The 25,283-nt window shown below is 71.6% G+C and carries 21 protein-coding genes, 1 tRNA gene and 1 riboswitch; of the genes, 14 read left to right on the top strand and 8 right to left on the bottom strand.

All coding sequences use genetic code 11. The features are described 5' to 3' along the window. Window positions 1-182 precede the first annotated feature (182 nt). From AC07F3_RS29505 to AC07F3_RS29455, 11 genes are all read left to right on the top strand, one after another. Entirely contained in the window at window positions 183-860 is a 678-nt protein-coding gene (locus tag AC07F3_RS29505) for a SurA N-terminal domain-containing protein (protein WP_479117457.1), read from the top strand. A gap of 21 nt (window positions 861-881) precedes the next feature. Next, on the top strand, window positions 882-1,856 hold the full coding sequence (locus tag AC07F3_RS29500) for a nucleoside triphosphate pyrophosphohydrolase (protein WP_479117456.1): 975 nt from the start codon (window positions 882-884) through the stop codon (window positions 1,854-1,856). A 462-nt stretch (window positions 1,857-2,318) separates the two neighbouring features. Then, the gene (locus AC07F3_RS29495; protein WP_479117455.1) at window positions 2,319-3,578 is read left to right on the top strand and encodes a cytochrome P450 family protein; all 1,260 of its coding nucleotides are present in this window, start codon (window positions 2,319-2,321) and stop codon (window positions 3,576-3,578) included. A gap of 143 nt (window positions 3,579-3,721) precedes the next feature. Then, window positions 3,722-4,705, top strand: a complete 984-nt coding sequence (locus tag AC07F3_RS29490; RefSeq protein ID WP_479117454.1) for a transglycosylase family protein — start codon at window positions 3,722-3,724, stop codon at window positions 4,703-4,705. Between the two features lie 257 nt (window positions 4,706-4,962). Further along, a riboswitch (cyclic di-AMP (ydaO/yuaA leader) is annotated at window positions 4,963-5,132 on the top strand. A 3-nt stretch (window positions 5,133-5,135) separates the two neighbouring features. Further along, a complete protein-coding gene (locus AC07F3_RS29485) occupies window positions 5,136-5,831 on the top strand; it encodes a transglycosylase family protein (RefSeq protein ID WP_479117453.1) in 696 nt (231 codons plus the stop codon). Between the two features lie 255 nt (window positions 5,832-6,086). Beyond that, on the top strand, window positions 6,087-7,373 hold the full coding sequence (eno, locus tag AC07F3_RS29480; RefSeq protein WP_114039304.1) for a phosphopyruvate hydratase: 1,287 nt from the start codon (window positions 6,087-6,089) through the stop codon (window positions 7,371-7,373). Between the two features lie 103 nt (window positions 7,374-7,476). After that, window positions 7,477-7,965 carry an FtsB family cell division protein gene (locus tag AC07F3_RS29475; protein ID WP_479117452.1) on the top strand — a complete coding sequence of 163 codons (489 nt, stop codon included), beginning with the start codon at window positions 7,477-7,479 and terminating at the stop codon, window positions 7,963-7,965. A gap of 30 nt (window positions 7,966-7,995) precedes the next feature. Continuing rightward, window positions 7,996-8,529 (top strand): DUF501 domain-containing protein, encoded by a 534-nt coding sequence (locus AC07F3_RS29470; RefSeq protein ID WP_114039306.1) that lies wholly within the window; start codon window positions 7,996-7,998, stop codon window positions 8,527-8,529. Continuing rightward, on the top strand, window positions 8,526-9,440 hold the full coding sequence (locus tag AC07F3_RS29465; protein ID WP_479117451.1) for a Ppx/GppA phosphatase family protein: 915 nt from the start codon (window positions 8,526-8,528) through the stop codon (window positions 9,438-9,440). The genes AC07F3_RS29470 and AC07F3_RS29465 overlap by 4 nt, the downstream gene beginning before the upstream one ends. A 369-nt stretch (window positions 9,441-9,809) precedes the next feature. Then, on the top strand, window positions 9,810-11,207 hold the full coding sequence (locus AC07F3_RS29460) for an NAD(P)/FAD-dependent oxidoreductase (protein ID WP_479117450.1): 1,398 nt from the start codon (window positions 9,810-9,812) through the stop codon (window positions 11,205-11,207). A gap of 224 nt (window positions 11,208-11,431) precedes the next feature. Then, a complete protein-coding gene (locus AC07F3_RS29455; protein WP_479117449.1) occupies window positions 11,432-12,724 on the top strand; it encodes a class I SAM-dependent methyltransferase in 1,293 nt (430 codons plus the stop codon). An 82-nt stretch (window positions 12,725-12,806) separates the two neighbouring features. Here the strand turns inward: AC07F3_RS29455 and AC07F3_RS29450 are convergent, their stop codons facing one another. Then, entirely contained in the window at window positions 12,807-15,338 is a 2,532-nt protein-coding gene (locus AC07F3_RS29450) for an ABC transporter permease (RefSeq protein WP_479117448.1), read from the bottom strand. 174 nt (window positions 15,339-15,512) lie between these two features. Continuing rightward, window positions 15,513-16,283, bottom strand: a complete 771-nt coding sequence (locus AC07F3_RS29445; RefSeq protein WP_114039311.1) for an ABC transporter ATP-binding protein — start codon at window positions 16,281-16,283, stop codon at window positions 15,513-15,515. A gap of 445 nt (window positions 16,284-16,728) precedes the next feature. Here AC07F3_RS29445 and AC07F3_RS29440 point away from each other — a divergent pair. Continuing rightward, window positions 16,729-16,810, top strand: a tRNA-Leu gene (locus AC07F3_RS29440). A 156-nt stretch (window positions 16,811-16,966) separates the two neighbouring features. Further along, the gene (locus AC07F3_RS29435) at window positions 16,967-17,842 is read left to right on the top strand and encodes a Bax inhibitor-1/YccA family protein (protein WP_479117447.1); all 876 of its coding nucleotides are present in this window, start codon (window positions 16,967-16,969) and stop codon (window positions 17,840-17,842) included. A 70-nt stretch (window positions 17,843-17,912) separates the two neighbouring features. Here the strand turns inward: AC07F3_RS29435 and AC07F3_RS29430 are convergent, their stop codons facing one another. The 3 genes from AC07F3_RS29430 to AC07F3_RS29420 all read right to left on the bottom strand — a co-directional run bounded on the left by AC07F3_RS29430 (window position 17,913) and on the right by AC07F3_RS29420 (window position 21,013). Further along, window positions 17,913-19,109: a glycoside hydrolase family 64 protein gene (locus AC07F3_RS29430; protein ID WP_479117446.1), complete on the bottom strand. Its 1,197-nt coding sequence runs from the start codon at window positions 19,107-19,109 to the stop codon at window positions 17,913-17,915. A gap of 13 nt (window positions 19,110-19,122) precedes the next feature. Further along, window positions 19,123-20,520, bottom strand: coding sequence for a glycoside hydrolase family 16 protein (locus AC07F3_RS29425; RefSeq protein WP_479117445.1), 1,398 nt, complete (start codon window positions 20,518-20,520; stop codon window positions 19,123-19,125). A 262-nt stretch (window positions 20,521-20,782) separates the two neighbouring features. Beyond that, window positions 20,783-21,013 (bottom strand): DUF4287 domain-containing protein, encoded by a 231-nt coding sequence (locus tag AC07F3_RS29420; RefSeq protein WP_053725101.1) that lies wholly within the window; start codon window positions 21,011-21,013, stop codon window positions 20,783-20,785. A 100-nt stretch (window positions 21,014-21,113) separates the two neighbouring features. Here AC07F3_RS29420 and AC07F3_RS29415 point away from each other — a divergent pair, with 100 nt between their 5' ends. Then, window positions 21,114-21,440, top strand: coding sequence for a hypothetical protein (locus AC07F3_RS29415; protein ID WP_479117444.1), 327 nt, complete (start codon window positions 21,114-21,116; stop codon window positions 21,438-21,440). A gap of 12 nt (window positions 21,441-21,452) precedes the next feature. Here the strand turns inward: AC07F3_RS29415 and AC07F3_RS29410 are convergent, their stop codons facing one another. The 3 genes from AC07F3_RS29410 to AC07F3_RS29400 all read right to left on the bottom strand — a co-directional run bounded on the left by AC07F3_RS29410 (window position 21,453) and on the right by AC07F3_RS29400 (window position 25,220). Further along, window positions 21,453-22,253 carry a hypothetical protein gene (locus AC07F3_RS29410; protein ID WP_479117635.1) on the bottom strand — a complete coding sequence of 267 codons (801 nt, stop codon included), beginning with the start codon at window positions 22,251-22,253 and terminating at the stop codon, window positions 21,453-21,455. A 364-nt stretch (window positions 22,254-22,617) separates the two neighbouring features. Further along, a complete protein-coding gene (locus AC07F3_RS29405) occupies window positions 22,618-23,838 on the bottom strand; it encodes an acetyl-CoA C-acetyltransferase (RefSeq protein WP_479117443.1) in 1,221 nt (406 codons plus the stop codon). A gap of 395 nt (window positions 23,839-24,233) precedes the next feature. After that, window positions 24,234-25,220 carry an SGNH/GDSL hydrolase family protein gene (locus tag AC07F3_RS29400; protein WP_479117634.1) on the bottom strand — a complete coding sequence of 329 codons (987 nt, stop codon included), beginning with the start codon at window positions 25,218-25,220 and terminating at the stop codon, window positions 24,234-24,236. Window positions 25,221-25,283: the final 63 nt, after the last annotated feature.

Genomic DNA, 25,283 nt, shown 5'->3' with positions numbered 1-25,283 from the left:
AACTCAGTTCACGCAATGGACGGCACGGCTTCATCCGGCTTCACCCCCGCGACCGACGGGGGTCGCGAATCGTTGGGCGAATCAGTGGCCCCGGCCACGCCGACTGCCTAACATCGATCACCGCAAGGTCTTAGCAAGGTTCGTCGCCACGCCGCACGTATCTGCTCCGCCGGGAGGCTCCTTTGCACCGCCGCCGTCGCACCGCGCTCTCCGTCTCCGTCGCCCTCCTCGCCGCGGGCCCACTCCTCACGGCCTGCGGCAGCACGGCCCACCCGGGGGCCGCGGCCGTCGTCGGGGGCGAGCGGATCGAGGTCTCCGCGCTCCAGGCCGAGGTCAAGGACGTACGGACGGCCCAGCAGAAGTCCCCGCGGTCCGCCCAGCTGATCAAGGACTCGGGGCAGCTCGGCAAGGTGAAGCTCAGCAACATGATCTTCGACCGGGTCCTCGCGCACGCCGCCGAGAAGGCCGGGGTGAGCGTGAGCCCGAAGGAGGTCCAGGACGCGCGGGCCGCGATGGTCCAGCAGGCCGGCGGCGAGGACCAGCTGCGCGAGCAGGCCCTGACCAACGGCGGGCTCGCCCCCGACCAGATCGACGCGTACGTCCAGCGGCAGGTCACCGAGCAGAAGCTGGCCACCGCGATCGGCGCCCGCACCCAGCAGGATCTGCTGCCCGCCCTGGTCAAGGCGTCCAAGGACCTCGGGGTGGACGTGAACCCCCGCTACGGTGCCTGGAACGCGAGCCAGATCCAGCTCGCCGACTACCAGGCGCCCTGGATCGCCAGGACCAAGCAGGCCGCGGCACCCCAACCCGCCCCCGAGGAGCAGCAGAGCGACCCGGGGGACTCCGCGTCGACCGGCTGAGCAGGGAGGTAGGTTCGACGGGTGACTGCTGCTCAAGAGCCCGGCCGAATCGTTCTTCTCACCGCGAGCCACCGGGTCGCCCCCGGACTCCTGTCCTGGCCCGCGTGGCAGACCCTGCGCGCCGCCGACCTCGTGCTCTGCCCCGACGCCGGGCACCCGCAGCTGCCGTACCTGCGCGAGGCCGGTGTGGCGGTCGAGCTGTCCGCGCCGGACGCGCAGGAACTGGTCGAGGCCTGCGCGGGGGGCCGCACCGTCGTCGTGCTGCCCAGCGGCGAGGGTGACCGCCGCCTCACGGACGGACTGGCCCGCCTCGCCGGATCCGGGCGGGTCCAGATGCCCGACCTGGAGCTGCTCCCCGGCTCCTACGATCTGCCGGGCGCGCGCCTGCTCGACCTCGTCCAGGTCATGGACCGCATCCGGCGCGAATGCCCCTGGTCCTCGCAGCAGACCCACAAGGGGCTCGCCAAGTACGCCCTGGAGGAGGCGTACGAGCTCGTCGAGGCGGTCGAGGACGGGGACCGCGACGAGCTGCGCGAGGAGCTCGGCGACGTGCTGCTCCAGGTCGTCTTCCACGCCCGGATCGCCGAGGAGGGCGGGGCCGGGGAGGGGGAGGAGCCGTTCTCCATCGACGACGTGGCGGGCGGGATCGTGGAGAAGCTGATCCACCGCCATCCGCACGTCTTCGGCTCCGAGACCGCCGAGACGCCGGAGGAGGTCAAGGCGCACTGGCTGGCGATGAAGGCGGTGGAGAAGCGGCGGGCGTCCGTGACGGACGGGGTGCCGTTGGGGCAGCCCGCGCTCGCGCTGGCCGCGAAGCTGTCCTCGCGGGTGCGTTCCGCGGGCCTTGAGGTCCCGCTCCCCTCCGGGGAGGGCGTGGGCTACCGCCTTCTCGCGCTGGCGGCGGAGGCGGAGGCGGCGGGGGTGGACCCCGAGAGCGCGCTGCGGGCTGCCGCCCGCGCCTACCGGGCGTCGATCCGCGCAGCAGAATCCCCCTGACCCAGGGCTCCGCCCCAGACCCCGGTAGGCCCCCACCCCGCTCCTGGGGGCTCCGCCCCCAGACCCCCGTTCGCGCCTAAAGGGCGCTCGTCCTCAATCGCCGGACGGGCTAAAGATGCCAGCACTGGCCCGCACCAGCACTGATAGGGGCGCGGGGAACTGCGCGACGAGCCACGCACGGCCCGCAGGCCGAAGGGCTCCGAGGGCCGGGGCCCCGCGTGGGCACCCTGCGAGGCCCGACATACCCAGGGGCGCGGGGAACTGCGCGAGAAGCGGGCACGGTCCGCAGACCGCAGGGGGGCGCGGGGAACTGCGCGGGCGACCGGGCACGGTGGACGGAAGGAAGTGGGTTCGGCGGCGGAACCCCCAGCCCCTCCGGCGATTGAGGAGCGGGCCGGGATCAGGGGGTGGCCGCGCGGCACCGGCTCGGCAGCGCTTCCCTCCCCCGGATACGGTCGAGGGGTGCAGGACAACGACCCCCTTCCGCCCGCCCCGCCCGCCCCCGAACTCTTCACCTGGGAGTTCGCCACCGACCCGTACCCGGCCTACGCCTGGCTGCGCGAGCACGCCCCCGTGCACCGCACCCGGCTGCCGAGCGGTGTCGAGGCGTGGCTGGTGACGCGGTACGGGGACGCCAGGCAGGCCCTCGCCGACCAGCGGCTCTCCAAGAACCCCGCGCACCACGACGAGCCCGCCCACGCCCGGGGCAGGACCGGCATCCCGGGCGAGCGCAAGGCCGAGCTGATGACGCACCTGCTGAACATCGACCCGCCGGACCACACCCGGCTGCGGCGCCTGGTGTCCAAGGCGTTCACCCCGCGTACGGTCGCCCGATTCGCGCCCCGCGTGCAGGAGTTGACCGACCAGCTCATCGACGCGTTCGAGGCGCGGGGCGAGGCCGACCTCATCCACGAGTTCGCCTTCCCGCTCCCCATCTACGCCATCTGCGACCTGCTCGGCGTGCCGCGCGAGGACCAGGACGACTTCCGGGACTGGGCGGGCATGATGATCCGCCACGGCGGCGGGCCGCGCGGCGGCGTCGCCCGCTCGGTGAAGAAGATGCGCGACTACCTCGCCGAGCTCATCCACAAGAAGCGCGAGAACCCCGGCGACGACCTCATCTCGCGGCTCATCGAGGCCAGCGACCACGGCGAGCACCTGACGGAGAACGAGGCCGCCGCGATGGCCTTCATCCTGCTCTTCGCCGGGTTCGAGACCACCGTCAACCTGATCGGCAACGGGGTGTACGCGCTGCTGCGCAACCCCGGACAGCGGGGGCGGCTCCAGGACTCGCTCGCCGCCGGGCGGAGCGACCTCCTCGAAACCGGCGTCGAGGAGCTGCTGCGGTACGACGGGCCCGTGGAGCTGGCGACCTGGCGGTTCGCCACCGAGCCGCTGACGATCGGCGGCCAGGACATCGCCTCGGGCGACCCGGTGCTCGTGGTGCTCGCCGCCGCCGACCGCGACCCCGAGCGCTTCGCCGCCCCGGACGTCCTCGACCTCGGCCGCAGGGACAACCAGCACCTCGGGTACGGCCACGGCATCCATTACTGCCTCGGCGCCCCGCTCGCCCGGCTCGAAGGGCAGACCGCGCTCGCGACGCTGCTGCGGCGCCTTCCTGACCTGCGGCTGGGGGCGGAACCTGACGATTTGCGCTGGCGCGGCGGGCTCATCATGCGCGGACTGCGCACCCTGCCGGTCCAGTTCACGCCGCCCCGCTGACCGGCCGGGACCGGGCCGGAACTGACGGACCGTCAAGACTGTGACTTTTATGTGATCTCTGGTGCATCGACTTGTGACAGGCGTTCGAGTACGGCTACGTTCACCGTTCATTCGGCTCAGCAGTCACACGGAAGGCCTTATTCATGCGCTCCGGGAATGGACGGCATCGTCGACCCCGCCAGGCACCCGCTCTCGTCGTCGCGGCGGGAGTGACCGGCTCGGCCATCGCCCTTCCCCTGCTCGCCGCGACCGGCGCGAACGCCGCGGACGCGAGCACCTGGAACCAGGTCGCGGCCTGTGAGTCGGGCGGGCTGTGGAGCGCCGACCTCGGCAACGGCCTGTACGGCGGCCTCCAGTTCTCGCAGCCCACATGGGAGGCGTACGGCGGCACGGAGTACGCCCAGCGCGCCGACCTGGCCAGCCGCGCCCAGCAGATAGCCGTGGCCGAGAAGGTGCTCGCGGCCAAGGGCCCGGGGGCCTTCGCGAACTGCGGCAGCGGCGCCGGGCTCGCCAAGGGCGGCGGCTCGGCCAACGTCGACCCGGGCGTGCCCGACACCTCGGACGGCACGACCGCGCCCCTCCCCGCGACCCCCGGCACCCCGCCGGCCAAGACGCCGGGCGCCACCCCGGCGCCGGGCGGCTCCGCGCCCGCCACGCCCGCGCCGGGCGCCCCCAAGCCGAGCGACCCGCCCAAGTCCCCGGCGCCGTCCGCCTCCACCCCCGCGGCCCCCGGCAAGCACCGCGGGGCGCCCTCGCCCGAGGAGAGCGCGGGCACGGCTCCGGGCGGCACCCCCTCGGGCGCGCCGGCCGGCCGGACCGAGCCGGGCGCTCCGGGCAGTCCGGCCGACGGCCGCGACGCGGGGCAGCACCCCTCGCGAGGTGACGGTGCCTCACGTGAGACCGGTAACACCCTTCCCGCGAGCGGCGACTACACCGTGCGCCCCGGCGACAATCTCTCGGCCATCGCCGACGCGAACAAGATCGAGGGCGGCTGGCCCGCGCTCTACCACGCCAACGAGCACCTCATCGGCACCGACCCGAACCTCATCCTGCCTGGCCAGAGCCTGGACCTGAAGGCCACGGCGGCCGCCGCCGCGACCCCGAACTCGGCGCCGAAGCAGGGTTAGTTCGCGGGCCTATGTCCGTTCTGCGCAAGTGAGACATGGGTCTCTTCGCCCCAACTGGCGTGTCCCGTCTGCCCGGTCCGTCCGTCCCGCCCCTCACCTGCGGAAACATCCCTTGTGTCGCCGCAAGTAGGGGGGATTTCTCCGCGATGTGCGTCTTTGAACATTGGCGGGGCGTGTGTTTTCGTCGTTCTCGCTCGTCACCGCGAGCCCCTTCGACCGAGCACGCCGAATCCTGCCGTCGGCCGGAGGGAACAGTCGACGCTTATGCGCCGTAGGCAGGAGCGGGGGACCCAAGGTAGGCGCCGGGCCCAGCAGTTCACATGACTGCCGGAACCGGCTTGGGGTGAAGACGGGCGCACCGACGCTCGGCCGGGCAGCTCACGCCCGAACCCGACAGCTCACCTCGCAGGCGTCGGTGAGGAGAACCTCCATGCTGCTTTCCGGCAAGGGCAAGCACCGCCGCCCGTCCAAGGCCGTCCGTGTCGCCACGCTGGCCGGTGTCACCGGCGCCGCCGTGGCCGCCCCGCTGATGGCGGCGGGCAACGCCTCCGCCGCCTCCGTCCAGACCTGGGACGCCGTCGCCCAGTGCGAGTCCGGCGGCAACTGGTCCATCAACACCGGCAACGGCTACTACGGCGGCCTGCAGTTCTCGCAGTCCTCCTGGGCCGCCGCCGGCGGCACCCAGTACGCCTCGCGCGCCGACCTGGCCACCAAGGGCCAGCAGATAGCCACCGCCGAGAAGCTGCTCGCGATGCAGGGCCCGGGTGCCTGGTCCTGCGCCGGTGCGGGCAACCTGACCTCGGGCGGCGGCAAGGCCGACGTGGACACCTCCGGTTCCTCGTCCTCGTCGAAGCCGTCGAAGCCGTCCAAGCCGAAGCAGCAGGCCCAGCCGCAGCAGAAGTCCGAGCGCGCCGAGTCGGCGCCGAAGGCCAGCCGCGACGAGCAGCGCAGCGAGCCGGTCAAGCAGGGCAACGGCGAGTACGCCGTCAAGTCCGGCGACACGCTCGGCAACATCGCCGCGGCCAACGGCGTCAAGGGCGGCTGGCAGAAGCTGTTCGACCTGAACAAGGACATCGTCAAGGACGCGAACCTGATCTTCCCGGGCCAGAAGCTGCACCTCGGCTGAGTCCCGCCCCCTTCAGGCCGCCCCGGCCCGGCGCGTTCCCCCCGTACGCGCCGGGCCGGGGCTTCGTCATTACCGGGCAGTAGTGTTGTGGTCCTTTGCCCGGGAATCAGGGTCCTTGGGCCCTTTTTCGTCCCAGGAGGCGGGCACTCGGCTGGCCGGAGCTCCAGAGCCGGTTAGGCTCTTGTCGCAAGGCGAAGCGACCCCGCATGTCCCTGCACTGCTTGCGTCACATCTAGCGTCACATCCCAGAAGGAGATGCTCGTGCCGTCCATCGACGTCGTCGTAGCCCGGGAAATCCTGGACTCCCGAGGCAACCCCACGGTCGAGGTCGAGGTCGGCCTCGACGACGGCAGCACCGGCCGTGCTGCAGTTCCGTCCGGCGCCTCCACCGGTGCCTTCGAGGCCATCGAGCTCCGCGACGGCGACCCGAACCGCTACGGCGGCAAGGGTGTCGAGAAGGCCGTCCTCGCCGTCATCGAGCAGATCGGCCCGGAGCTCGTCGGCTACGACGCCACCGAGCAGCGCCTGATCGACCAGGCCATGTTCGACCTGGACGCCACGGACAACAAGGGCTCGCTCGGCGCCAACGCCATCCTCGGCGTCTCCCTCGCCGTCGCGCACGCCGCCTCCGAGGCCAGCGACCTGCCGCTGTTCCGCTACCTGGGCGGCCCCAACGCGCACCTGCTGCCCGTCCCGATGATGAACATCCTCAACGGCGGGTCGCACGCCGACTCCAACGTGGACATCCAGGAGTTCATGATCGCCCCGATCGGCGCGGAGTCCTTCTCCGAGGCCCTTCGCTGGGGTGCCGAGGTCTACCACACGCTCAAGAGCGTCCTGAAGCGCAAGGGCCTGTCCACCGGCCTCGGTGACGAGGGCGGCTTCGCGCCGAACCTGGAGTCCAACCGCGCCGCCCTCGACCTCATCCTCGAGGCCATCAAGGAAGCCGGTTACGCCCCGGGCAAGGACATCGCGCTCGCGCTCGACGTCGCCGCGTCCGAGTTCTACAAGGACGGCAAGTACGAGTTCGAGGGCAAGTCCCGCTCGGCCGCCGAGATGACCGAGTACTACGAGGAGCTCGTCTCCGCGTACCCGCTGGTCTCCATCGAGGACCCGCTGTTCGAGGACGACTGGGCCGGCTGGAACACCATCACCTCGCGCCTGGGCTCCAAGGTCCAGATCGTCGGTGACGACCTGTTCGTGACCAACCCCGAGCGCCTGTCGCGCGGCATCGAGGAGGGCTCCGCCAACGCCCTGCTCGTCAAGGTCAACCAGATCGGTTCGCTGACCGAGACCCTGGACGCCGTCGAGATGGCCCAGCGCAACGGCTTCAAGTGCATGATGTCGCACCGCTCCGGCGAGACCGAGGACGTCACCATCGCCGACCTCGCCGTCGCGGTGAACTGCGGCCAGATCAAGACCGGCGCCCCGGCCCGCTCGGACCGCGTCGCCAAGTACAACCAGCTGCTGCGCATCGAGGAGATCCTCGACGACGCCGCCGTGTACGCGGGCCGCAGCGCGTTCCCCCGCTTCAAGGGCTGACGTCGTGAAGGGCTGACGCCCTAGCCAGTCGTACGTACGTCCCCGGCCGCGGTCCCGTACCGTGTCCGGGGACGTCCGTGTGTAACGGGGAGGCGGGAGAGCGATGGGCAAGAACGCCAAGGGCGGTGACCGCGACCGGTTCTCCACCGCGGCCCGGCTCAAGGTGCTCGGCGAGCAGACCGCCGCCCGCGTCTACCGCTCGCAGAGCAAGCGCCAGGCCCGCCGCTCCCGGCTCACCGGCCGGGCGGCCCTCCTCGCCCTGGTGCTCTGCTCCCTGATCGTGGCCCTCGCCTACCCGATGCGGCAGTACGTCTCGCAGCGCGCCGACATCTCCGACCAGCAGCGCAAGGCCGCCGACGCCCAGCAAGCGGTCGAGCGGCTGCGGGACGAGAAGGCGCGGCTCCAGGACGACGCGTACATCGAGAAGCTGGCCCGCGAGCACCTGCACATGCAGTTCCCGGGGGAGACCGGCTTCACCGTCGTCGACCCGGGCGCGGCCGACAAGCACCGCGAGGACAAGGGCGCGACCGGACGCGCCTGGCACTCCAACCTCTGGGACGGCGTCGACCGGGCCGACCGTCCCGCCAACTGACCACCGCTAGCGATAGAGACTGACCCAGGCATGGAAACGCCCCCGCCCCAGACCGACCGCACCGAGCCCACCGACGCGGACATCGCCGCCTTCAAGCAGCAGCTCGGCCGCCCGCCGCGCGGGCTGCGCGCCATCGCGCACCGCTGCCCCTGCGGCAACCCGGACGTCGTCGAGACGGCCCCGCGCCTGGAGGACGGCACGCCGTTCCCGACGACGTACTACCTCACGTGCCCGCGCGCGGCCTCCGCGATCGGCACCCTGGAGGCGAACGGCGTCATGAAGGAGATGACGGAGCGCCTCGCGAGCGACCCGGAGCTGGCCGCCGCCTACCGCGCCGCGCACGAGGACTACATCGCGCGCCGCGACGCCATCGAGGTCCTGGAGGGCTTCCCCAGCGCGGGCGGCATGCCGGACCGGGTGAAGTGCCTGCACGTGCTCGTGGGCCACTCGCTGGCGGCCGGGCCGGGCGTGAACCCGCTCGGCGACGAGGCGATCGCCCTGCTGCCCGAGTGGTGGGCCAAGGGCCCGTGCGTGACGCCGTGCGGCGGGGAGGACGACCAGTGACGCGCGTCGCCGCGATCGACTGCGGCACGAACTCGATCCGCCTCCTGGTCGCCGACGCGGACCCCGCCACCGGCGAGATCACCGACCTGGACCGGCGGATGACGATCGTCCGGCTCGGCCAGGGCGTGGACCGCACCGGACGGCTGGCCCCCGAGGCCCTGGAGCGGACGTTCGCGGCGTGCCGCGAGTACGCCGCCGTGATCAAGGAACTCGGCGCGGAGCGCATCCGCTTCGTGGCGACCTCCGCCTCGCGGGACGCCGAGAACCGGGACGACTTCGTGCGCGGGGTCCTCGACATCCTCGGCGTCGAGCCCGAGGTGATCTCCGGCGACCAGGAGGCCGAGTTCTCCTTCACCGGCGCCACCAAGGAACTGCACGCCGACGGCTCGTACCTGGTCGTCGACATCGGCGGCGGCTCCACCGAGTTCGTGGTCGGCTCCCGCAGTGTGGAGGCCGCCCGCTCGGTCGACATCGGCTGTGTGCGGATGACCGAGCGCCACCACCCCGGCGATCCGGCCACCCCCGAGCAGATCGCCGCGATCCGCGCCGACATCGAGGCCGCCCTCGACCTCGCCGAGCAGAGCGTGCCGCTGCGCGAACCGCGCACCCTGGTCGGCCTCGCGGGCTCGGTCACCACCGTCGCGGCCATCGCCCTGGGGCTCACCGCGTACGACTCGGCCGCCATCCATCATTCACGTATCCCTCACGAGGACGTGGCCGCCGTCGCCGCGCGGCTCCTCGCCTCCACCCACGAGGAGCGCGCCCGCATCCCCGTGCTGCACCCCGGGCGCATCGACGTGATCGCGGCCGGTGCGCTGGTGCTGCTCGCCGTCATGGAGCGGACCGGGGCCCGCGAGGTCGTGGTCAGCGAGCACGACATTCTGGACGGAATCGCCTGGTCGATCGCCTGATCGCGGTCCGGAGGGGGCCTTCTGGGCGCCCCGGCGGAGAAAGTTCGTGAAGTTCTTCACAAGGAAATCGGGTCCCGGGGCCGAGGTTTGTGGTCCCGGGACCGCTTTCTGAGGCACCGGGGGCTCATCCGGGCGCATTCCAGACGGTGAAGGGCGCGTAACGCCTGCGTTTCCCACGGCAGTGGTCCACCGAGTCCCGGGCGGTGCAGGCCAGTTCAGGAGGGGTGAACAACGCTCTCCCTGCTGCCGTGGTTCCCTCCGGGCGCCATGACCTCGGTCACGTGGGCCGCGCAGTGTAGCAGAGCCCCCTGCGAACCTTGTGAAGGGGCGCACGAGCGGGGGTCCACGGGCGGGTGGATACTCGATGGCATGAGCACCACGGAGCGTCCCAGGATCCTCGTAGTAGGTGGCGGGTACGTAGGCCTGTACGCAGCGCGACGCATTCTCAAGAAGATGCGTTACGCGGAAGCGACCGTCACGGTCGTCGACCCGCGCTCGTACATGACGTACCAGCCCTTCCTCCCCGAAGCCGCCGCAGGCAGCATCTCGCCGCGTCACGTCGTCGTCCCGCTGCGGCGCGTCGTGCGCGGAGCCGAGGTGCTCACCGGCCGGGTCACCAGCATCGACCAGGACCGCAAGGTCGCCACGGTCGCGCCGCTCGTCGGCGAGGCCTACGAGCTGCCCTTCGACTACCTGGTCATCGCGATGGGTGCGGTCTCCCGCACCTTCCCGATCCCCGGTCTCGCCGAGCAGGGCATCGGCATGAAGGGCGTGGAAGAGGCCATCGGCCTGCGCAACCACGTTCTGGAGCAGCTCGACAAGGCCGACTCCACCACGGACGAGGACGTCCGCCGCAAGGCGCTGACCTTCGTCTTCGTGGGTGGCGGCTTCGCCGGTGCGGAGACCATAGGCGAGGTGGAGGACATGGCCCGCGACGCGGCCAAGTACTACACCAACGTCAAGCGCGAGGACATGCGCTTCATCCTGGTCGACGCCGCCGACAAGATCCTTCCCGAGGTCGGCCCGGAGCTGGGCCGCTGGGGCAAGGAGCACCTGGAGGGCCGCGGCGTCGAGATCTACCTCTCGACCTCCATGGACTCCTGCGTCGACGGCCACGTCGTGCTGAAGAACGGCCTCGAGGTCGACTCCAACACCATCGTGTGGACCGCGGGCGTCAAGCCCAACCCGGCGCTGTCCCGCTTCGGCCTCCCGCTCGGCCCGCGCGGCCACGTGGACGCCCAGCCGACCCTCCAGGTCACCGGCACCGACTACATCTGGGCCGCCGGCGACAACGCCCAGGTCCCGGACCTCGCCGCGATCAAGGCCGGCGTCCCGGCCGAGCGCGCCTGGTGCCCGCCGAACGCCCAGCACGCGCTGCGCCAGGCCAAGGTCCTCGGCGACAACGTGGTCTCCGGCATGCGGGGCTTCCCGCAGAAGGAGTACGCGCACTCCAACAAGGGTGCGGTGGCCGGTCTCGGCCTCCACAAGGGCGTCGCGATGATCGTCATGGGCAAGATGAAGATCAAGCTCAAGGGCCGTCTCGCCTGGTACATGCACCGTGGCTACCACGGTCTGGCCGTGCCGACCTGGAACCGCAAGATCCGGGTCTTCGCCGACTGGACGCTCGCGATGTTCCTCAAGCGCGAGGTCGTCTCCCTCGGCGCGATGGAGACCCCGCGCGAGGAGTTCTACGAGGCGGCCAAGCCCGCCCCGGCTCCCGCGGCCAAGGCCGAGGAGAAGACCGAGCAGAAGGCCAAGGCCTCCTAGCTCGTCCAGCGTCACCCCCGAAGGGGCCGTCCGCCATCCGTGGTGCGGGCGGCCCCTTCGGCGTACCCGGCCGCGTCCGGCCCCGTCCGAGACCGGTTTCCGGCCAGAAGCTTGGTGTATGCAGCCACCCTGTCACTCCCGCGCGCGGTAGCGGGATTGCCGCGCGCCCGGGCAGTGTTGTCGGGGGTGCTGAGACATTTCTGCGAGGCACGGAGGTGTGCACCATGGCCGACGCGGCGCTACGGCTGACCGCTCTTGCCGAGGAATTGCTGGGGGAGGCCCTCCCGGTACGTATCCGGGCCTGGGACGGCAGTGAGGCGGGCCCGCCCGGCGCCCCGGTCCTCGTCGTACGCCACCGGCGCGCGCTGCGCCGACTGCTGTGGAAGCCGGGCGAACTCGGCCTGGCCCGCGCCTGGGTGGCCGGTGAGATCGACGTCGAGGGCGATCTGTACGCGGCGCTCGACCGGCTCGCCGGGCTGATCTGGGAGCGCGGCGGCGAACCCAAGGACGCCGTGCACCCCATCCGCGACCCGCGGCTGCGGGCCGCCGCCAAGGCCCTGGTGAAGCTGGGCGGCGCCCTGCCTCCGCCGCCCCCGCCCGCCGAGGAGATGCGGCGCCGCACCGGCCGCCTGCACACCAAGCGGCGCGACAAGGAGGCGATCAGCCACCATTACGACGTCGGCAACGACTTCTACGAGCTGGTCCTCGGCCCGTCGATGGTCTACTCGTGCGCGTACTGGGAGAGCCCCGGGGCCACCCTCGAAGAGGCCCAGCGCGACAAACTCGACCTGGTCTGCCGCAAGTTGGCCCTCAAGGAGGGCGACCGGCTGCTGGACGTCGGCTGCGGCTGGGGCTCGATGGCCATCCACGCGGCCCGCGAGTACGGCGCCCGCGTCGTCGGCATCACGCTCTCGCGCGAGCAGGCGGCGTTCGCCCGCAAGCGGATCGCCGAGGAAGGGCTCACCGACCGCATAGAGATCCGCGTGCAGGACTACCGCGACGTCAAGGACGGCCCGTTCGACGCGATCTCGTCGATCGGCATGGCCGAGCACGTGGGTTCGGTGCGGTACGCGGAGTACGCGGACACCCTGTACGCGCTGCTCAGAGACGGCGGGCGGCTGCTCAACCACCAGATCGCGCGGCGCCCCGAGCGGGACGAATCGGCGTACACCGTCGACGAGTTCATCGACAAGTACGTCTTCCCCGACGGGGAGCTCGCCCCGGTCGGCCGGACCCTGGGCATCCTGGAGGAGGCCGGTTTCGAGGCCCGCGACGTCGAACCGATCCGGGAGCACTACGCCCTGACGCTGCGTCAGTGGGTGGCGAACCTGGAGGCGGACTGGGCCCGCGCCGTGCGGTGCACCAGCCCCGGCCGGGCCCGGATCTGGCGGCTCTACATGGCGGCCTCCGCGCTCTCCTTCGAACGCAACCGGATCGGCGTCAACCAGATCCTGGCGGTGAAGACCCCCGAGTCCGGCGCCTCGGGCATGCCGCTGAGGGCCCGTACCTGGAACTGAACCGGGCGCACGACGCCGAGGGGCCCCGGGAGACGAACTCCCGGGGCCCCTTCGACTGCCTTGTGCGCAGGGCGCGTTGACGCTACTCGGTCTTGATGGCGGTCAGCATGTTGAGCTTCGCGGCGCTGCGGGCCGGCCACATCGCGGCGAGCACGCCCACCAGGGCGGCGAGCAGCAGGAAGATGCCGATCCGGTCCCACGGGATGACCAGGGCGTAGTTCGGGATCGACTTCTTGATGGTCTGGCCGATGGCCCAGGCGAGGAAGGAGCCGAGACCGACGCCGATCACCGCGCCGAAGAGCGAGATGACGACGGCTTCCAGGCGGATCATGGTCTTGACCCGGCGGCGGTCCAGGCCGATGGCGCGCAGCATGCCGATCTCCTGCTGGCGCTCGAACACCGACATCGCGAGGGTGTTGACGACGCCGAGGACCGCGATGAGCAGGGCCATCGCGAGCAGGCCGTACATGATGTTGAGCAGCGTGTTGATCATGCCGCCGAACTCGTTGCGGATGTCCTGCTGGTCCATGATGCTGATCGCCGGGTTGTCCCCGAGCGCGCTGACCAGGGCCTTCTCATGGGCGCTGGTGGCGCCGCCGTCCATCTTGACGAAGACCTGCGGGATGTAGGGCTTCGACTGGTGCGGGTCGAGCAGCGAGGTCGGGGCGATCACGGAGTCGAGGAAGTCGTTCTCCTTGTACGTCGCGCCGATCGTCACCTGGCCCTTCTTCTTGTCCTCGAACTCGACCGGGAGCCTGGAGCCGGGCTTCCACCCGTGCTTGGCGGCGGTCTTGTCGTCGACGGCTATCTGGCCCTGGCCGAGGGTGGCCAGCGAGCCGGAGACGGGCTCGATCCTAATGAGCTTCTCGATGTCGCCGGGCGTCACACCGGCCACCGACTGGCCGGTGCTGCCGAGCTTGAGGTACGAGGACTGCTTGGGGGAGACCGCCGAGACGCCGGGCGCCTTGCGCAGCGAGGAGACGACCTCCTGGTCGAGCCCGGAGCCGTTGGCCGCCATCTGGACCATGTAGTCGGCCTTGATGTTGTCCGTCGTCATCTTGTCGATGGCGGTGCCGAGCGTGACGCCGAGCACCGAGAGGCCGGTGACCAGGGTGAGGCCGATGGCGAGCGCGGAGGCGGTGGCGCCGGTGCGGCGCGGGTTGCGCACCGCGTTCTGGCTGGCGAGCTTGCCGGAGACGCCGAACACCTTGCTCAGGCCCGGGCGCACGAGGGCGATGACCGGACGGGAGAGCAGCGGGATCAGGATGATGATGCCGACCAGGGCGAGGAAGGCGCCGAGGCCGATGAGCATCTTGCCGTCCTTGCCCGCGGCGGCACCGCCCATGATCGCGGCCGCACCGGCGAGGGTGATCACGCCGCCGATGGAGTTCCGCACGACCAGGGACTTGGTGGTGGCCACGCCGTGCACGCTGTTCATCGCGGCGACCGGGGGGATCTTCGCGGCGCGCCAGGCGGGCAGCAGGGCGGCGATCAGGGTGACGAACACGCCGACGGCGAGCGCGGCGATCACCGGTGTCGCCGACACGATCAGCGGGCCGGCCGGCAGCTTGGCGCCGAACGCGCCCATGGCGGAGCGCAGTCCGGTCGCCAGGCCCAGGCCGAGGGCGAAGCCGATCACGGAGGCGACCGTGCCGACCACCAGGGCCTCGGCGAGGACCGAGCGCCGCACCTGGCCGCGCGAGGCGCCGACGGCACGCATCAGGGCGAGCTCGCGGGTGCGCTGGGCGACCAGCATGGTGAAGGTGTTGGAGATGAGGAAGATGCCGACGAACAGCGCGATGGCGGCGAAGGCGAGCAGCGTCTGGTTGAGGCCGCTGAGTCCCTGCTCGATGTCCTTGGCCTCCTGGTCGGCGAGCGCCTGACCGGTCTTGGCGTCGGCGTCCTTGGGCAGGAGCGGCTTGACCTCGGCGAGGATCTTCTGCGCGTCGGCGCCGGGGGCGGCGGCCACGCTCACGTTCCGGAAGTAGCCCGGCTTGAGGTAGAGCTGCTGGGCGACGGCGGTGTCGAACAGGACGAGGCTGCCACCGGCGTTGACCGCGCCGTCCTCGGTGGTGAAGATGCCGGTGAGCTTGTACTGCTTGACCGGCCCGTTGGTGGCGACCCGCACGGTGTCGCCGACCGCGTACTTGCCCTTGTCGGCGGTGTCCTTGTCGAGCGCGATCTGGTCGTCGCGCACCGGGCCCGAGCCCTGGGCGAAGGTGTAGGACGGGTCCTTGCCGTCCTTGCCGGGGGCGAAATTGCCGCCCTTGTTGGCCCAGCCCTGGCCGATCAGCTTGCCGTCGGTGCCGGCCACACCGGCGAAGCCGTCCACCCGGCCGGTGGCCGAGGCGACCCCGTCGAGCTTCTCGATCCTCTCCAGGGTCTGCTTGCTGACACCGGTCTCCCGCTCGGCGTCGTCACGGCTGCCGTACGTGGTGACGGCGACGGCCACCTTGTCGTAGCTCTTCGACGACTGGTTGCGGAAGGCGTTGCCGAGGGTGTCGGTGAACACGAGCGTGCCGGAGACGAAGGCGACGCCGAGCATGACGGCGAGCACCGTCATCAACAGCCGGGCCTTGTGCGCGAGCACGTTGCGCAGGGCGGTTTTGAACATGGGGTTTCTCAGTCCTGGTGATCTGGCGATCGGTGCCGGGGGCGAAGACTCAGCCCCTCCGGCGATTGAGGAGCGGGGTCCGGGGGCGGGGCCCCCGGGGACACCGGGTACGGGCGCATGGGCCCGGCGACAAGGGCTAGGGGGTTCGGGGGCAGCGCCCCCGGCGGCTCGGGGTCAGCTGGTGCGGCCCTTCGCCTCGAACGCCTTCATCCGGTCGAGCACCCCGTCCGCGCTGGGCCGGAGCATCTCGTCGACGATCCGCCCGTCGGCGAGGAATATGACCCGGTCCGCGTAGGAGGCGGCGACCGGGTCGTGGGTCACCATGACGACGGTCTGCCCGAGCTCGCGCACCGAGTTGCGCAGGAAGCCGAGGACCTCGGCGCCGGAGCGCGAGTCCAGGTTTCCGGTCGGCTCGTCACCGAAGATGATCTCGGGCTGGGAGGCGAGCGCGCGGGCCACGGCGACGCGCTGCTGCTGGCCGCCGGAGAGCTGGGTGGGGCGGTGCGAGAGCCGGTCGGAGAGGCCGACCATGGCGATGACCTGGTCCAGCCACTGCTTGTCGGGCTTGCGGCCCGCGATGTCCATGGGCAGCGTGATGTTCTCCAGGGCGGTCAGCGTGGGCAGCAGGTTGAACGCCTGGAAGATGAAGCCGATCTTGTCCCGCCGCAGCTGGGTGAGCTGCTTGTCCTTGAGGGAGCCGAGCTCGGTCTCGCCGATGCGGACCGAGCCGGAGCTGAAGGAGTCGAGCCCCGCGACGCAGTGCATCAGGGTGGACTTGCCGGAGCCCGACGGGCCCATGATCGCGGTGAACTCGCCCTGCCGGAAGTCGACCGTGACCTGGTCCAGGGCGACCACCTGGGTCTCGCCCGTGCCGTAGACCTTCGACAGCTCGATGGCGCGGGCGGCCACCGCGGTCGCGCGGTGTGCGGTGGGGATGGTGGTCACGGAGGTACTCCTGTCGAACGGCTTTCGGGGACTTCTCCATCCTCGCGGCCGCACGGCGCCACATCGTCAGTCCCTGTGCCCGTTCTCCGGCCCTCTTGAGTCGGACGGAAGGACCCCTCCCGTCCTCCTGAGGTATGACGGCACCCCTGAGACGGGCCGCCCGCTCCAGGCGGGCTCCACCACGGCTCGACCCATGGGCGGGCGGCCTGTGCCACCGTCAGGTGCGAGGCGGTCACCGGCATCGACTTTCCGTCATTCCCTGCCCCTGTACAGGGGTCGTCGGGCAGCCGTGCCAACCGCCTCCGGCATGTGCCAACACCACCCCGAGCTGTGCTGACGCACCCTCAGGCGTCAATAAAATAAGACAACATCGGGTGGTTGTTCCGCTGTTCGGGGGATGCGTCGGGCTAGGCTCGTCCCGCGAAACGCGGAGCCGCGCGCCCTTGCCCGGATGGTGGAACGCAGACACGGCGAGCTTAAACCTCGCTGGCCTTCGGGCCGTGCCGGTTCGAGTCCGGCTCCGGGCACTCGTGCAGGTTCCGGCTCCCCCGCGCGTCGGGGCGTCGGACCCTTGCACCCCCCTCTCCGCCGAGTGAAGATCCTCCCTAGGCAGTACGTCGCTTTCTTTGCGTGCCCATTACCCTTGACGGCAAGGCCGCACTCGGCGGCCACGGAGGAGTGAGATGAGGAGCAGCAACCCGGTCTTCTCGCGACGGGGGTTCAGCCGCGACAACGGCTACGCCGGTTTCAACACCGCGCAGCAGCCGCAGGCCGGGGGCAACCCGTACGCGCAGGCGCCCACGAACCCGTACGCGACCAATCCGTACGCGCAGCAGGACACGCAGTACGGCGCCCCCCAGGCGCCGGCCCGCTCCGGTGCGATGACGATCGACGATGTGGTGTCGCGGACCGCGATCACGCTCGGCACGGTCGTCGCCGGCGCGGTCGTGGCCTGGCTGGCGCTGCCGGTCGACGCGGCGAACATCGGCAAGTCGTACGGCATCGCCTTCGGCGCGGCCCTGATCGCCTTCGTCCTGGCCATGGTCCAGTCCTTCAAGCGCAGGCCGACCCCGGCGCTGATCCTCGGGTACGCGGCCTTCGAGGGCGTCTTCCTCGGTGTGATCAGCTCGGCCGTCACCACGCATGTGTCGGCGGGCGCGGTCCCGCAGGCGGTGCTCGGCACCATGGCGGTCTTCGGCGGTGTGCTCATCGCGTACAAGACCCGGCTGATCAGGGTCAACCGCCGCTTCACCGGCTTCGTCATGGCGGCCGCCATCGGCTTCCTGCTGCTGATGCTCGCGAACACGCTGTTCGCGGTCTTCGGCGGAGGTGACGGCCTCGGCTTCCGCAGCGGCGGCCTCGGCATCCTCTTCGGGATCATCGGCATCATCCTCGGCGCCTGCTTCCTGGCCATCGACTTCAAGCAGGTCGAGGACGGGATCACCTACGGCGCCCCGCGCGAGGAGTCCTGGCTGGCGGCCTTCGGCCTCACCATGACCCTGGTGTGGATCTACCTGGAGGCGCTGCGGCTGATCTCCATCCTCCAGGGCAACGACTGACCCCACCGCTGACGACCAGGGGCCCCGCCCGGCACACCGCCGGACGGGGCCCCTTCGCCTTTCCCGCCGCTCACCAGCCGATCGACAGCGTCAGCTCCGTGGGCGGGTTCGCGTTGCCCAGGATCTGGACCGAGGACTGGTCGTCGATGTCGTCGTACGGGAAGCCGTACGCGCGACCGGCCAGGCCGACCGTGTGGAAGAAGGCCGCGTAGTCGTTCTTCGGGGCCGCGCCCTTGTAGTACGCGGACGGGGTGTGCCACCGCGAGGTGTCCTCGGCCACACCCCGGTTGAAGGCGGCGCAGAACTCCGCGCCGAGCCGCTTCTCCACGTCGCCGCCCGAGGCGAGCGCGCCCGAGCAGGCCATGACCTCGCGCGAGGTCGGCTTGCGCAGGGTGAAGGGGCCGGCGCCGTTCCTGGTGAACGTCAGGGTGTCGCCCGCGACGCGCCCGGCGAACGTCTCGCCCGGCAGGCTCAGGGTGAACGGGTGGGAGGCGTAGTGGCTCCAGGTCCGGTCCACCGTCGCGGTCAGGTAGTCGGCCGGGAACCCGGCGGCCGAGCGCGGGGCCACGATCCGGTGGGCGGATCGCAGCGGCCTGAAGGCCGGGCCCACCGCGGCCGCGTACGCCGACATCACCTGGGCGCGGCTCTGGGTGATGCCCCGGGTCGTGTCGTAGCCGCTGGACGTCTGGCGCACCCGGGCGGTCATCGGGAAGCCGAACTGGTCGACCTGGGTGGTGTTCCCGCCGTACGCCGCCTGCCCGTTGACGAAGGTGTACTCGTACCAGTCGTAGAAGACGTCGTTGTTGGGGTCGGAGGGGTTGTTCGGGTCGGGGCCGCCCCAGCCCCGGTCGTCGGGCGAGACCGGGATGTACAGCGGCGAGCCGAGCGAGAGGTAGACGCGGCCGCCGCGGATCGAGGACGGGGAGGGGACCCGGCCGCCCGCCCGGGCCACGGTGAACGACATGTTCGGGTAGTTCACGCCGTTCTTGGTCAGGTGGCCCGGCGCGTTCGCGTCGAGGTGATTGATGTGGGCCGTGCCGCCGTCGGGCAGGAGGTACGACCACTGGCCGGGCGTGATCTGGCCGAGCACGGTCACGTAGATCTGTGTGTCGGCGTAGGCCCCGTGGGTGTTGTTCTGGAAAGCGATCGGGAAGCCCGCCGCCGTGGCCCGCGGGGTGCCTGCGGCCGTGGCGGTGCCGCCGGCCGCGGTGAGGAACAGCAGGGCGCTGGTGGCCGCGGCCGCGAGGAGGAGCCGTACGGTCTTCATGGCTGCCCCTTCGTCAGTGGCCGAAGCCGAACCAGTTGACGTTCACGAAGTCGGCACCCTGGCCGCTGGTGAAGGTCAGATAGACGTCGTGGGTGCCGGTGACGTCGCTGATGTTGGCCGGAATCGTGCGCCAGCTCTGCCAGCCGCCCGTGTTGGCGACGGCGAAGCTTCCCACGGGGGCGTTGTTCCGGCTGTCGAGGCGGACCTCCACCAGACCGCTGACCCCGCCCGCGGCGCCACTGGCGACCCTGGCGGAGAACTGCCTGGCCGGTGTCGTACCGAAGTTCACGCCCTTGTAGAGGGCCCAGTCACCGTTGGCGATCGAGCCGATGTCCTGGCCGCCGCCGCTGTCGGTGGTGGCCTCCTGGACGACTCCGGACTGCTGGTCGTAGGACTCGGCCTGCACGGTGCCGTAGGCGTCCCGGCTCCCGGGGGGCGGAGTGGTGGGCGGGGTGGTGCCCGAGCCCCCGGCCTGCCGCACGGTGACGTAGTCGACGACCAGGGCGTGGCCCGGCTGGGTGCCCGCGTCGGGGCCGCCGCCGAACGCGTCGGGGAAGCCGCCGCCCATGGCGACGTTCAGGATGACGAAGTAGCCGTGGTTGGTGGCGTTCGCCCAGGTCGTCGCGTCGACCTGACTCTGGTTCACGGTATGGAAGTTGACGCCGTCCAGGTAGAAGCGCATCTGCTCGCTGGGGCCCGAGCGGTCCCATTCGACGGCGTACGTGTGGAAGCCGCCCTGGCAGGTCGTTCCGTCGCAGGCCTTCTGGCCGCCGATGCCGGTCGTCTCGTTGCAGGGGCCGCCGGGGCTGGTGCCGCAGTGCATGGTGGACCAGTTGTTGTTGAGGCCCTGCACGTTCTCCATGATGTCGAGCTCGCCGATGCCCGGCCAGTTCCACCAGTTGCCGCGGAAGGGCGCGCCGAGCGCCCAGAACGCCGGCCAGTAGCCCTTGGCGGCGGCGCCCGTCACGTCCGGCATCTGAAGGCGGGCCTCGATGCGGAGCTTGCCGCCGGCCGGGGGCTGGAAGTCGGTGCGCCGGGTCTCGATGCGGCCCGAGGTCCAGTTGCCCGCGGCGTCGCGCTGCGGGGTGATGCGCAGGTTCCCGGCGCCGTCGAGCGCCACGTTGCTGGTGGACGAGGTCATCGTCTCGACCTCGCCGGTGCCGAAGTGGGCGGGGCCGCCGGGATAGCTGGTGCCCGTCGTGTACTGCCAGTTCGCCGGGTCCACCCCCGACCCGGCCGGCCCGTTGAAGTCGTCGGAGAACACCGTGGTCCAGCCCGCCGGGGGCGGCGGGGCGGAGGCGCTGGCGGGCAGGGCGACCACGGCGGCGGAGGCCGCGGCGAGGCCGAGGGTGGAGAGCACGGCGATCAGGGCTCGCCGGGCGGGGCCGCGTCTGTGGGGTGTCGGGCGCATGTGGGGGGTGCCTCTCTCGGAAAGAGAGCGCTCTGAGAGCGCTCTCAGCGGCAGGCTGCGCGGTCACTGTGCTCCCCGTCGTCCGGAGCGTCAAGAGGTAAAGCGGTGAAACGCCTTGCGGGGAAGGGGAGTTCACCTACTGAAGGCGGCCTGCGTGGAGGCGGGCGGGCAGCACTTCGCCCCGTCGGCCGGGGACCGACGGGGCGAAGGGGCGGTGCGCCTCCGGCGCGGGAGCGCGGGGGCCGGACAGTTCCTCCCGGAGCTAGAGCAGGCGGCGCGCGGCCCGCCTCAGGTCGTACTCATGGATGATCGCCTTGGCGTGTCCGTAGGCGAGATCGTGCTCGCTCCGGAGCCAGCTGACCTTCTCCTCGAAGCGGAAGAGGGAGGGGCCTTCCTCGACGGTGCGGAGCCAGTCGGACACTTCACGACCGGTGCAATGGGGGATGCGGGAGAGCAGGTTGCGATGGGTCTCTTCGGAGAAGACTTGGGACATCGGCGCCTCCGGAGGCATTGCGCTTACTGGTCCTTCACTGCACCGTGCCTGAGGGTTCGCGTATTGGCAACAGTGCGGGGCGGGCGCGTAGGGTCGCGGCGTGCTCGATGTGAACCCGTTGATCTTGGCCGTGGACCGATTCGCCGACCGGTTGCGGTCGGCCCCCGAGAGCCGCCTCAGGCGCGGCGCGGCGGCCGAAGGCCTGGCGCTGGCCCGGGAGTTGGCCGTCCGCGCGCAGCGCGTCGAGGACCCCGAACGCGAGCCGCTGGTCATGCCGGACGCCGGGGTGTTCGCGGTCGCGGACCAAGTGCTGGTCGCCGGAAGGGATTTGGCGCAGGCGCTGAGCACGGCGAAGACCCCGCCCGGCGGGGAGCCGGACGGGGCCGTGGAGCTGGTGGAAGCCGCGCTGGCGCGGGCCTTCGGCTGAGCCGGGAGCGGCTCAGAGCGAGGCGATGACGCGGTCCGCGAGGATGTAGACGCTCTCCTCGCCGCAGGAGAAGGTCAGCGCGTACGCGCCGGACACGCCGGAGCCGCCGAGCAGCACCGGGGCCTCGCCGTCGCGCAGGGCGTCCGCGAGGCGCTCCGCGGTCTCGCGGTGGCCCGGGGTCATGCACAGCGTGGTGCCGTCGGCGAAGACGTACACGTCGAGCGTGCCCAGCGGGCCGGGGCGCACGTCCGCGAGGGCGGTACGCGACTCGGCGAGCTCCTCCAGGCGGGAGACGGTGGACTCGTGGTCGGCGACGACGGGCGTCTGGACCGGCACGAAGTCGGGGTGCGAGGGGTGGCGGCGGCGGGCCGCGGCGAGCTCGGGGGAGTCCTCGGGGAACTCCTCCGCGATCTCCAGGGCCTCGGCCTCCAGGCCCACGAAGTCCGCCTGGCGGGGCAGGAAGAACGCGGCGTCCTCGCCGAGCCCCGCGAGCCCGCCCAGCATCGGGGAGGGCGCGTCGGCGGCGTCCCTGGCCTCCTGGGCGGCCCAGAAGGCACGCGCCTCGGCCAGCTCCCGCTCCCGCTCCTCGGCGAGGGCCTCGGCGACGGCGGCGCGTATTTCGGCGGCCGGGGTCGCGCTGGAGCGGGCCTGCTGGGGCAGGGAGACGCTGTGGTCGGCGCGGTGTTCGGCACGGGCGGCTGCCAGGTCTTCGCGCAGAGCCACCACCTGCTTGCGCAGCCCGTGGGCAGCGTGCAGGGCAGCGGCGCCCACGGCCGTGGCAGCGGCCGTGGTCAGCAGCAGGGCAAGAGGCATGGCGCTCACTGACTTACTCCCGGATTCAAACGATTCCCCGACTTCCTACATCAGCTTGTCGTGAGCCCGCTCCCGGTGTCAGTGCATTACGTCACGAAATGGACAGGTCTTTGGGCCCGGGGTTTACCGGCGCAACTGCTCTGACCTGCGAAGTTACTCTTCCCGCAGGAGATACGTCACATCCTGGGGGAGATTCGGTCACGGTTGGGACGCGGTGGGGTTGGCTGTGTGCGGGCTGTGGGACGCGGGAGGCCAGGTCAGCGGGGTCGGCGTCGCGCTGTGCGTTCAACCTGTGGCGGCCGGGGCGTCAACACCGCGTCGACCGGCGGTCAACGCAGTGTTCCGGCCGCCCGGGGGCCGCTTGCTAGCTGAGGCGCTCGATGACCATCGCCATGCCCTGGCCGCCGCCGACGCACATGGTCTCCAGACCGAACTGCTTGTCGTGGAACTGGAGGCTGTTGATCAGGGTGCCGGTGATGCGGGCGCCGGTCATGCCGAAGGGGTGGCCGACCGCGATGGCGCCGCCGTTCACGTTCAGCTTGTCCAGCGGGATGCCGAGGTCCTGGTAGGACGGGATCACCTGGGCGGCGAAGGCCTCGTTGATCTCGAAGAGGTCGATGTCGTCGACGGTGAGCCCGGCGCGCCTCAGCGCCTGGCGGGACGCCTCGACCGGGCCGAGGCCCATGATCTCGGGCGACAGGCCCGTGACGCCGGTGGAGACGATGCGGGCCAGCGGGGTCAGGCCGAGCTCGCGCGCCTTGGTGTCGCTCATGATCACGAGCGCGGCGGCGCCGTCGTTCAGCGGACAGCAGTTGCCGGCGGTGACCAGTCCGTCGGGGCGGAAGACGGGCTTGAGGCCCGACACGCCCTCGACGGTGACGCCCGCGCGCGGGCCGTCGTCCTTGCTGACCACGGTGCCGTCCGGGGTCGTCACCGGGGTGATCTCGCGCTCCCAGAAGCCGTTCTTGATGGCTTCCTCGGCGAGGTTCTGCGACCGCACGCCGAACTCGTCCATCTCCTGGCGCGAGATGCCCTTGAGGCGGGCGAGGTTCTCGGCGGTCTGGCCCATCGCGATGTAGGCGTCCGGGACCAGGCCGTCCTCGCGCGGGTCGTGCCAGTCGGCGCCCTCGGACTGCGCGACGGCGGCGGTGCGCGCCTCGGCGTCCGCGAAGAACGGGTTGTGGGTGTCGGGAAGGCCGTCGCTGCTGCCCTTGACGGAGCGGGAGACCATCTCGACACCGGCCGAGATGAACACGTCGCCCTCGCCCGCCTTGATGGCGTGCAGGGCCATCCGGGAGGTCTGGAGCGAGGACGAGCAGTACCGGGTGATCGTGCAGCCCGGCAGGTGGTCCATGCCCATCTGCACGGCCACGATGCGGCCGAGGTTGTGGCCCTGCTCGCCGCCGGGGAGGCCGCAGCCGAGCATCAGGTCGTCGATGTCGCGCGGGTCGAGGCCCGGCACCTTGGCCAGCGCGGCCTCGATGATCGTGGCGGTCAGGTCGTCCGGGCGCAGGTCCTTGAGGGAACCCTTGAAGGCGCGGCCGATGGGGGAACGGGCGGCAGAGACGATCACGGCTTCGGGCATCACGGCTCCAGGGGATGGGAAGGCAGGACTCCCTGGGAAGTTACCCGCACGTACCGGATTGGTCATCCGGGGTGGCGTGTGATGCGGGACTCTTTTCTAAGCGGTCGCTCAGTGGCGGTCAGGGGGGTCCCCGGGCGGCGGCTCCGGCGGCGCCCCGTGCGCGGGCGGAGGCCTGCCCTTGCGGGCTGTCTGGTGGTGGCCGACAGGGGTGCTCGGACGGGCTGTCCGGGGGCGGGTGGCGGTTCCAGGGGTCGGTGCCCCTCCCGTGTGGTGCCGGTGGCCTCCGCCGGGGGCGATCCAGGCGTCGCTGGCCCCCGCCGGGTGGGCGGTTCCAGGGGCCGGTGGCCCCCGTCGGGGCGGACCAGGGGCCGGTGGGGCTCCCCGGGGTGCCACCGTCACCGTCTTGTGTGGGAGCCGTTGCGGGTCGGTTCGACCGGGGCGGGCAGCCGCCGGCGGCGGCGGTGCTTGAGCAGGGCCCAGGGCGCGCGGGCCGCCGTGACCTCGGTGCCCGCCTGCGCCGCCGCGGCCGAGGCCGCCTTCGCCACCGGCAGGATGTCCTCGTCGCGCGAGGCGTCGGGGTGGTCGGACTCCGGCCACAGGCCGAGCGCGGCGCAGAGCGTGGGCAGCACCGCCATCGCGGCGGTCGCGTACCCCTCGGCCGAGGGGTGGTAGTTGTCCGGCCCGAACAGCTCCCGGGGGTTCGCCTCGAACTCGGGGCCCAGCAGATGGCCGAGCGAGACCGTGCGGCCGCCCTGCTCCACCACCACGATCGTCTGCGCCGCCGCGAGCTGGCGCGAGACCCGCCGGGCCAGCCAGCGCAGCGGCTGGTAGACGGGCTCGATGGTGCCGAGGTCGGGGCAGGTGCCGACGACCACCTCGGCGCCCGCGGCCCGCAGGCGGCGGACGGCGGTGGACAGGTAGCGCACCGAGGTGGTGGGTGCCATCCGGGTGGTGACGTCGTTCGCGCCGATCATGATCACGCAGACGTCGGGCAGCCGGGCCGGGTCGTCGAGCAGCAAGGACACCTGACGTTCGAGGTCGTCCGAGCGGGCCCCGGGCAGTGCCACGTTCCGCAGCGTGACCATGCGCTCGGCGACCGCCGCGAGCCCGGAGGCCAGCAGCGCGGCCGGGGTCTGGCCCGCCCTGCGCACCCCCTGCCCGGCCGCCGTGGAGTCGCCCAGCATGCCGAGCCGGAGCGGCGGCGTGCCGTCGGCGAACGCCGTTCCGTACAGGCCGTCCGCGTTGGGGGCCTGGGCGGAGCCGCCGCCCACCGAGCGTTTGGCGAGGGCCACCTCGGCCAGGACCACGCCGACCGCCGCCCCGGCGAGCAGCCCGATGCCGCCACCGCCGAACGCCGCGCCCGTCGCGATCCGCCGTGCCACCCTGGCCCTGGACAGAGTCCCCGCCACCGCCACCTCCCTGGAGCTCGCAGTCGTACAACAGCT

It is taken from the genome of Streptomyces sp. NPDC045846 (assembly GCF_056431605.1).
The sequence above is the reverse complement of the archived record's forward strand: the minus strand, read 5'-3'. Positions and strand labels throughout refer to the sequence as shown.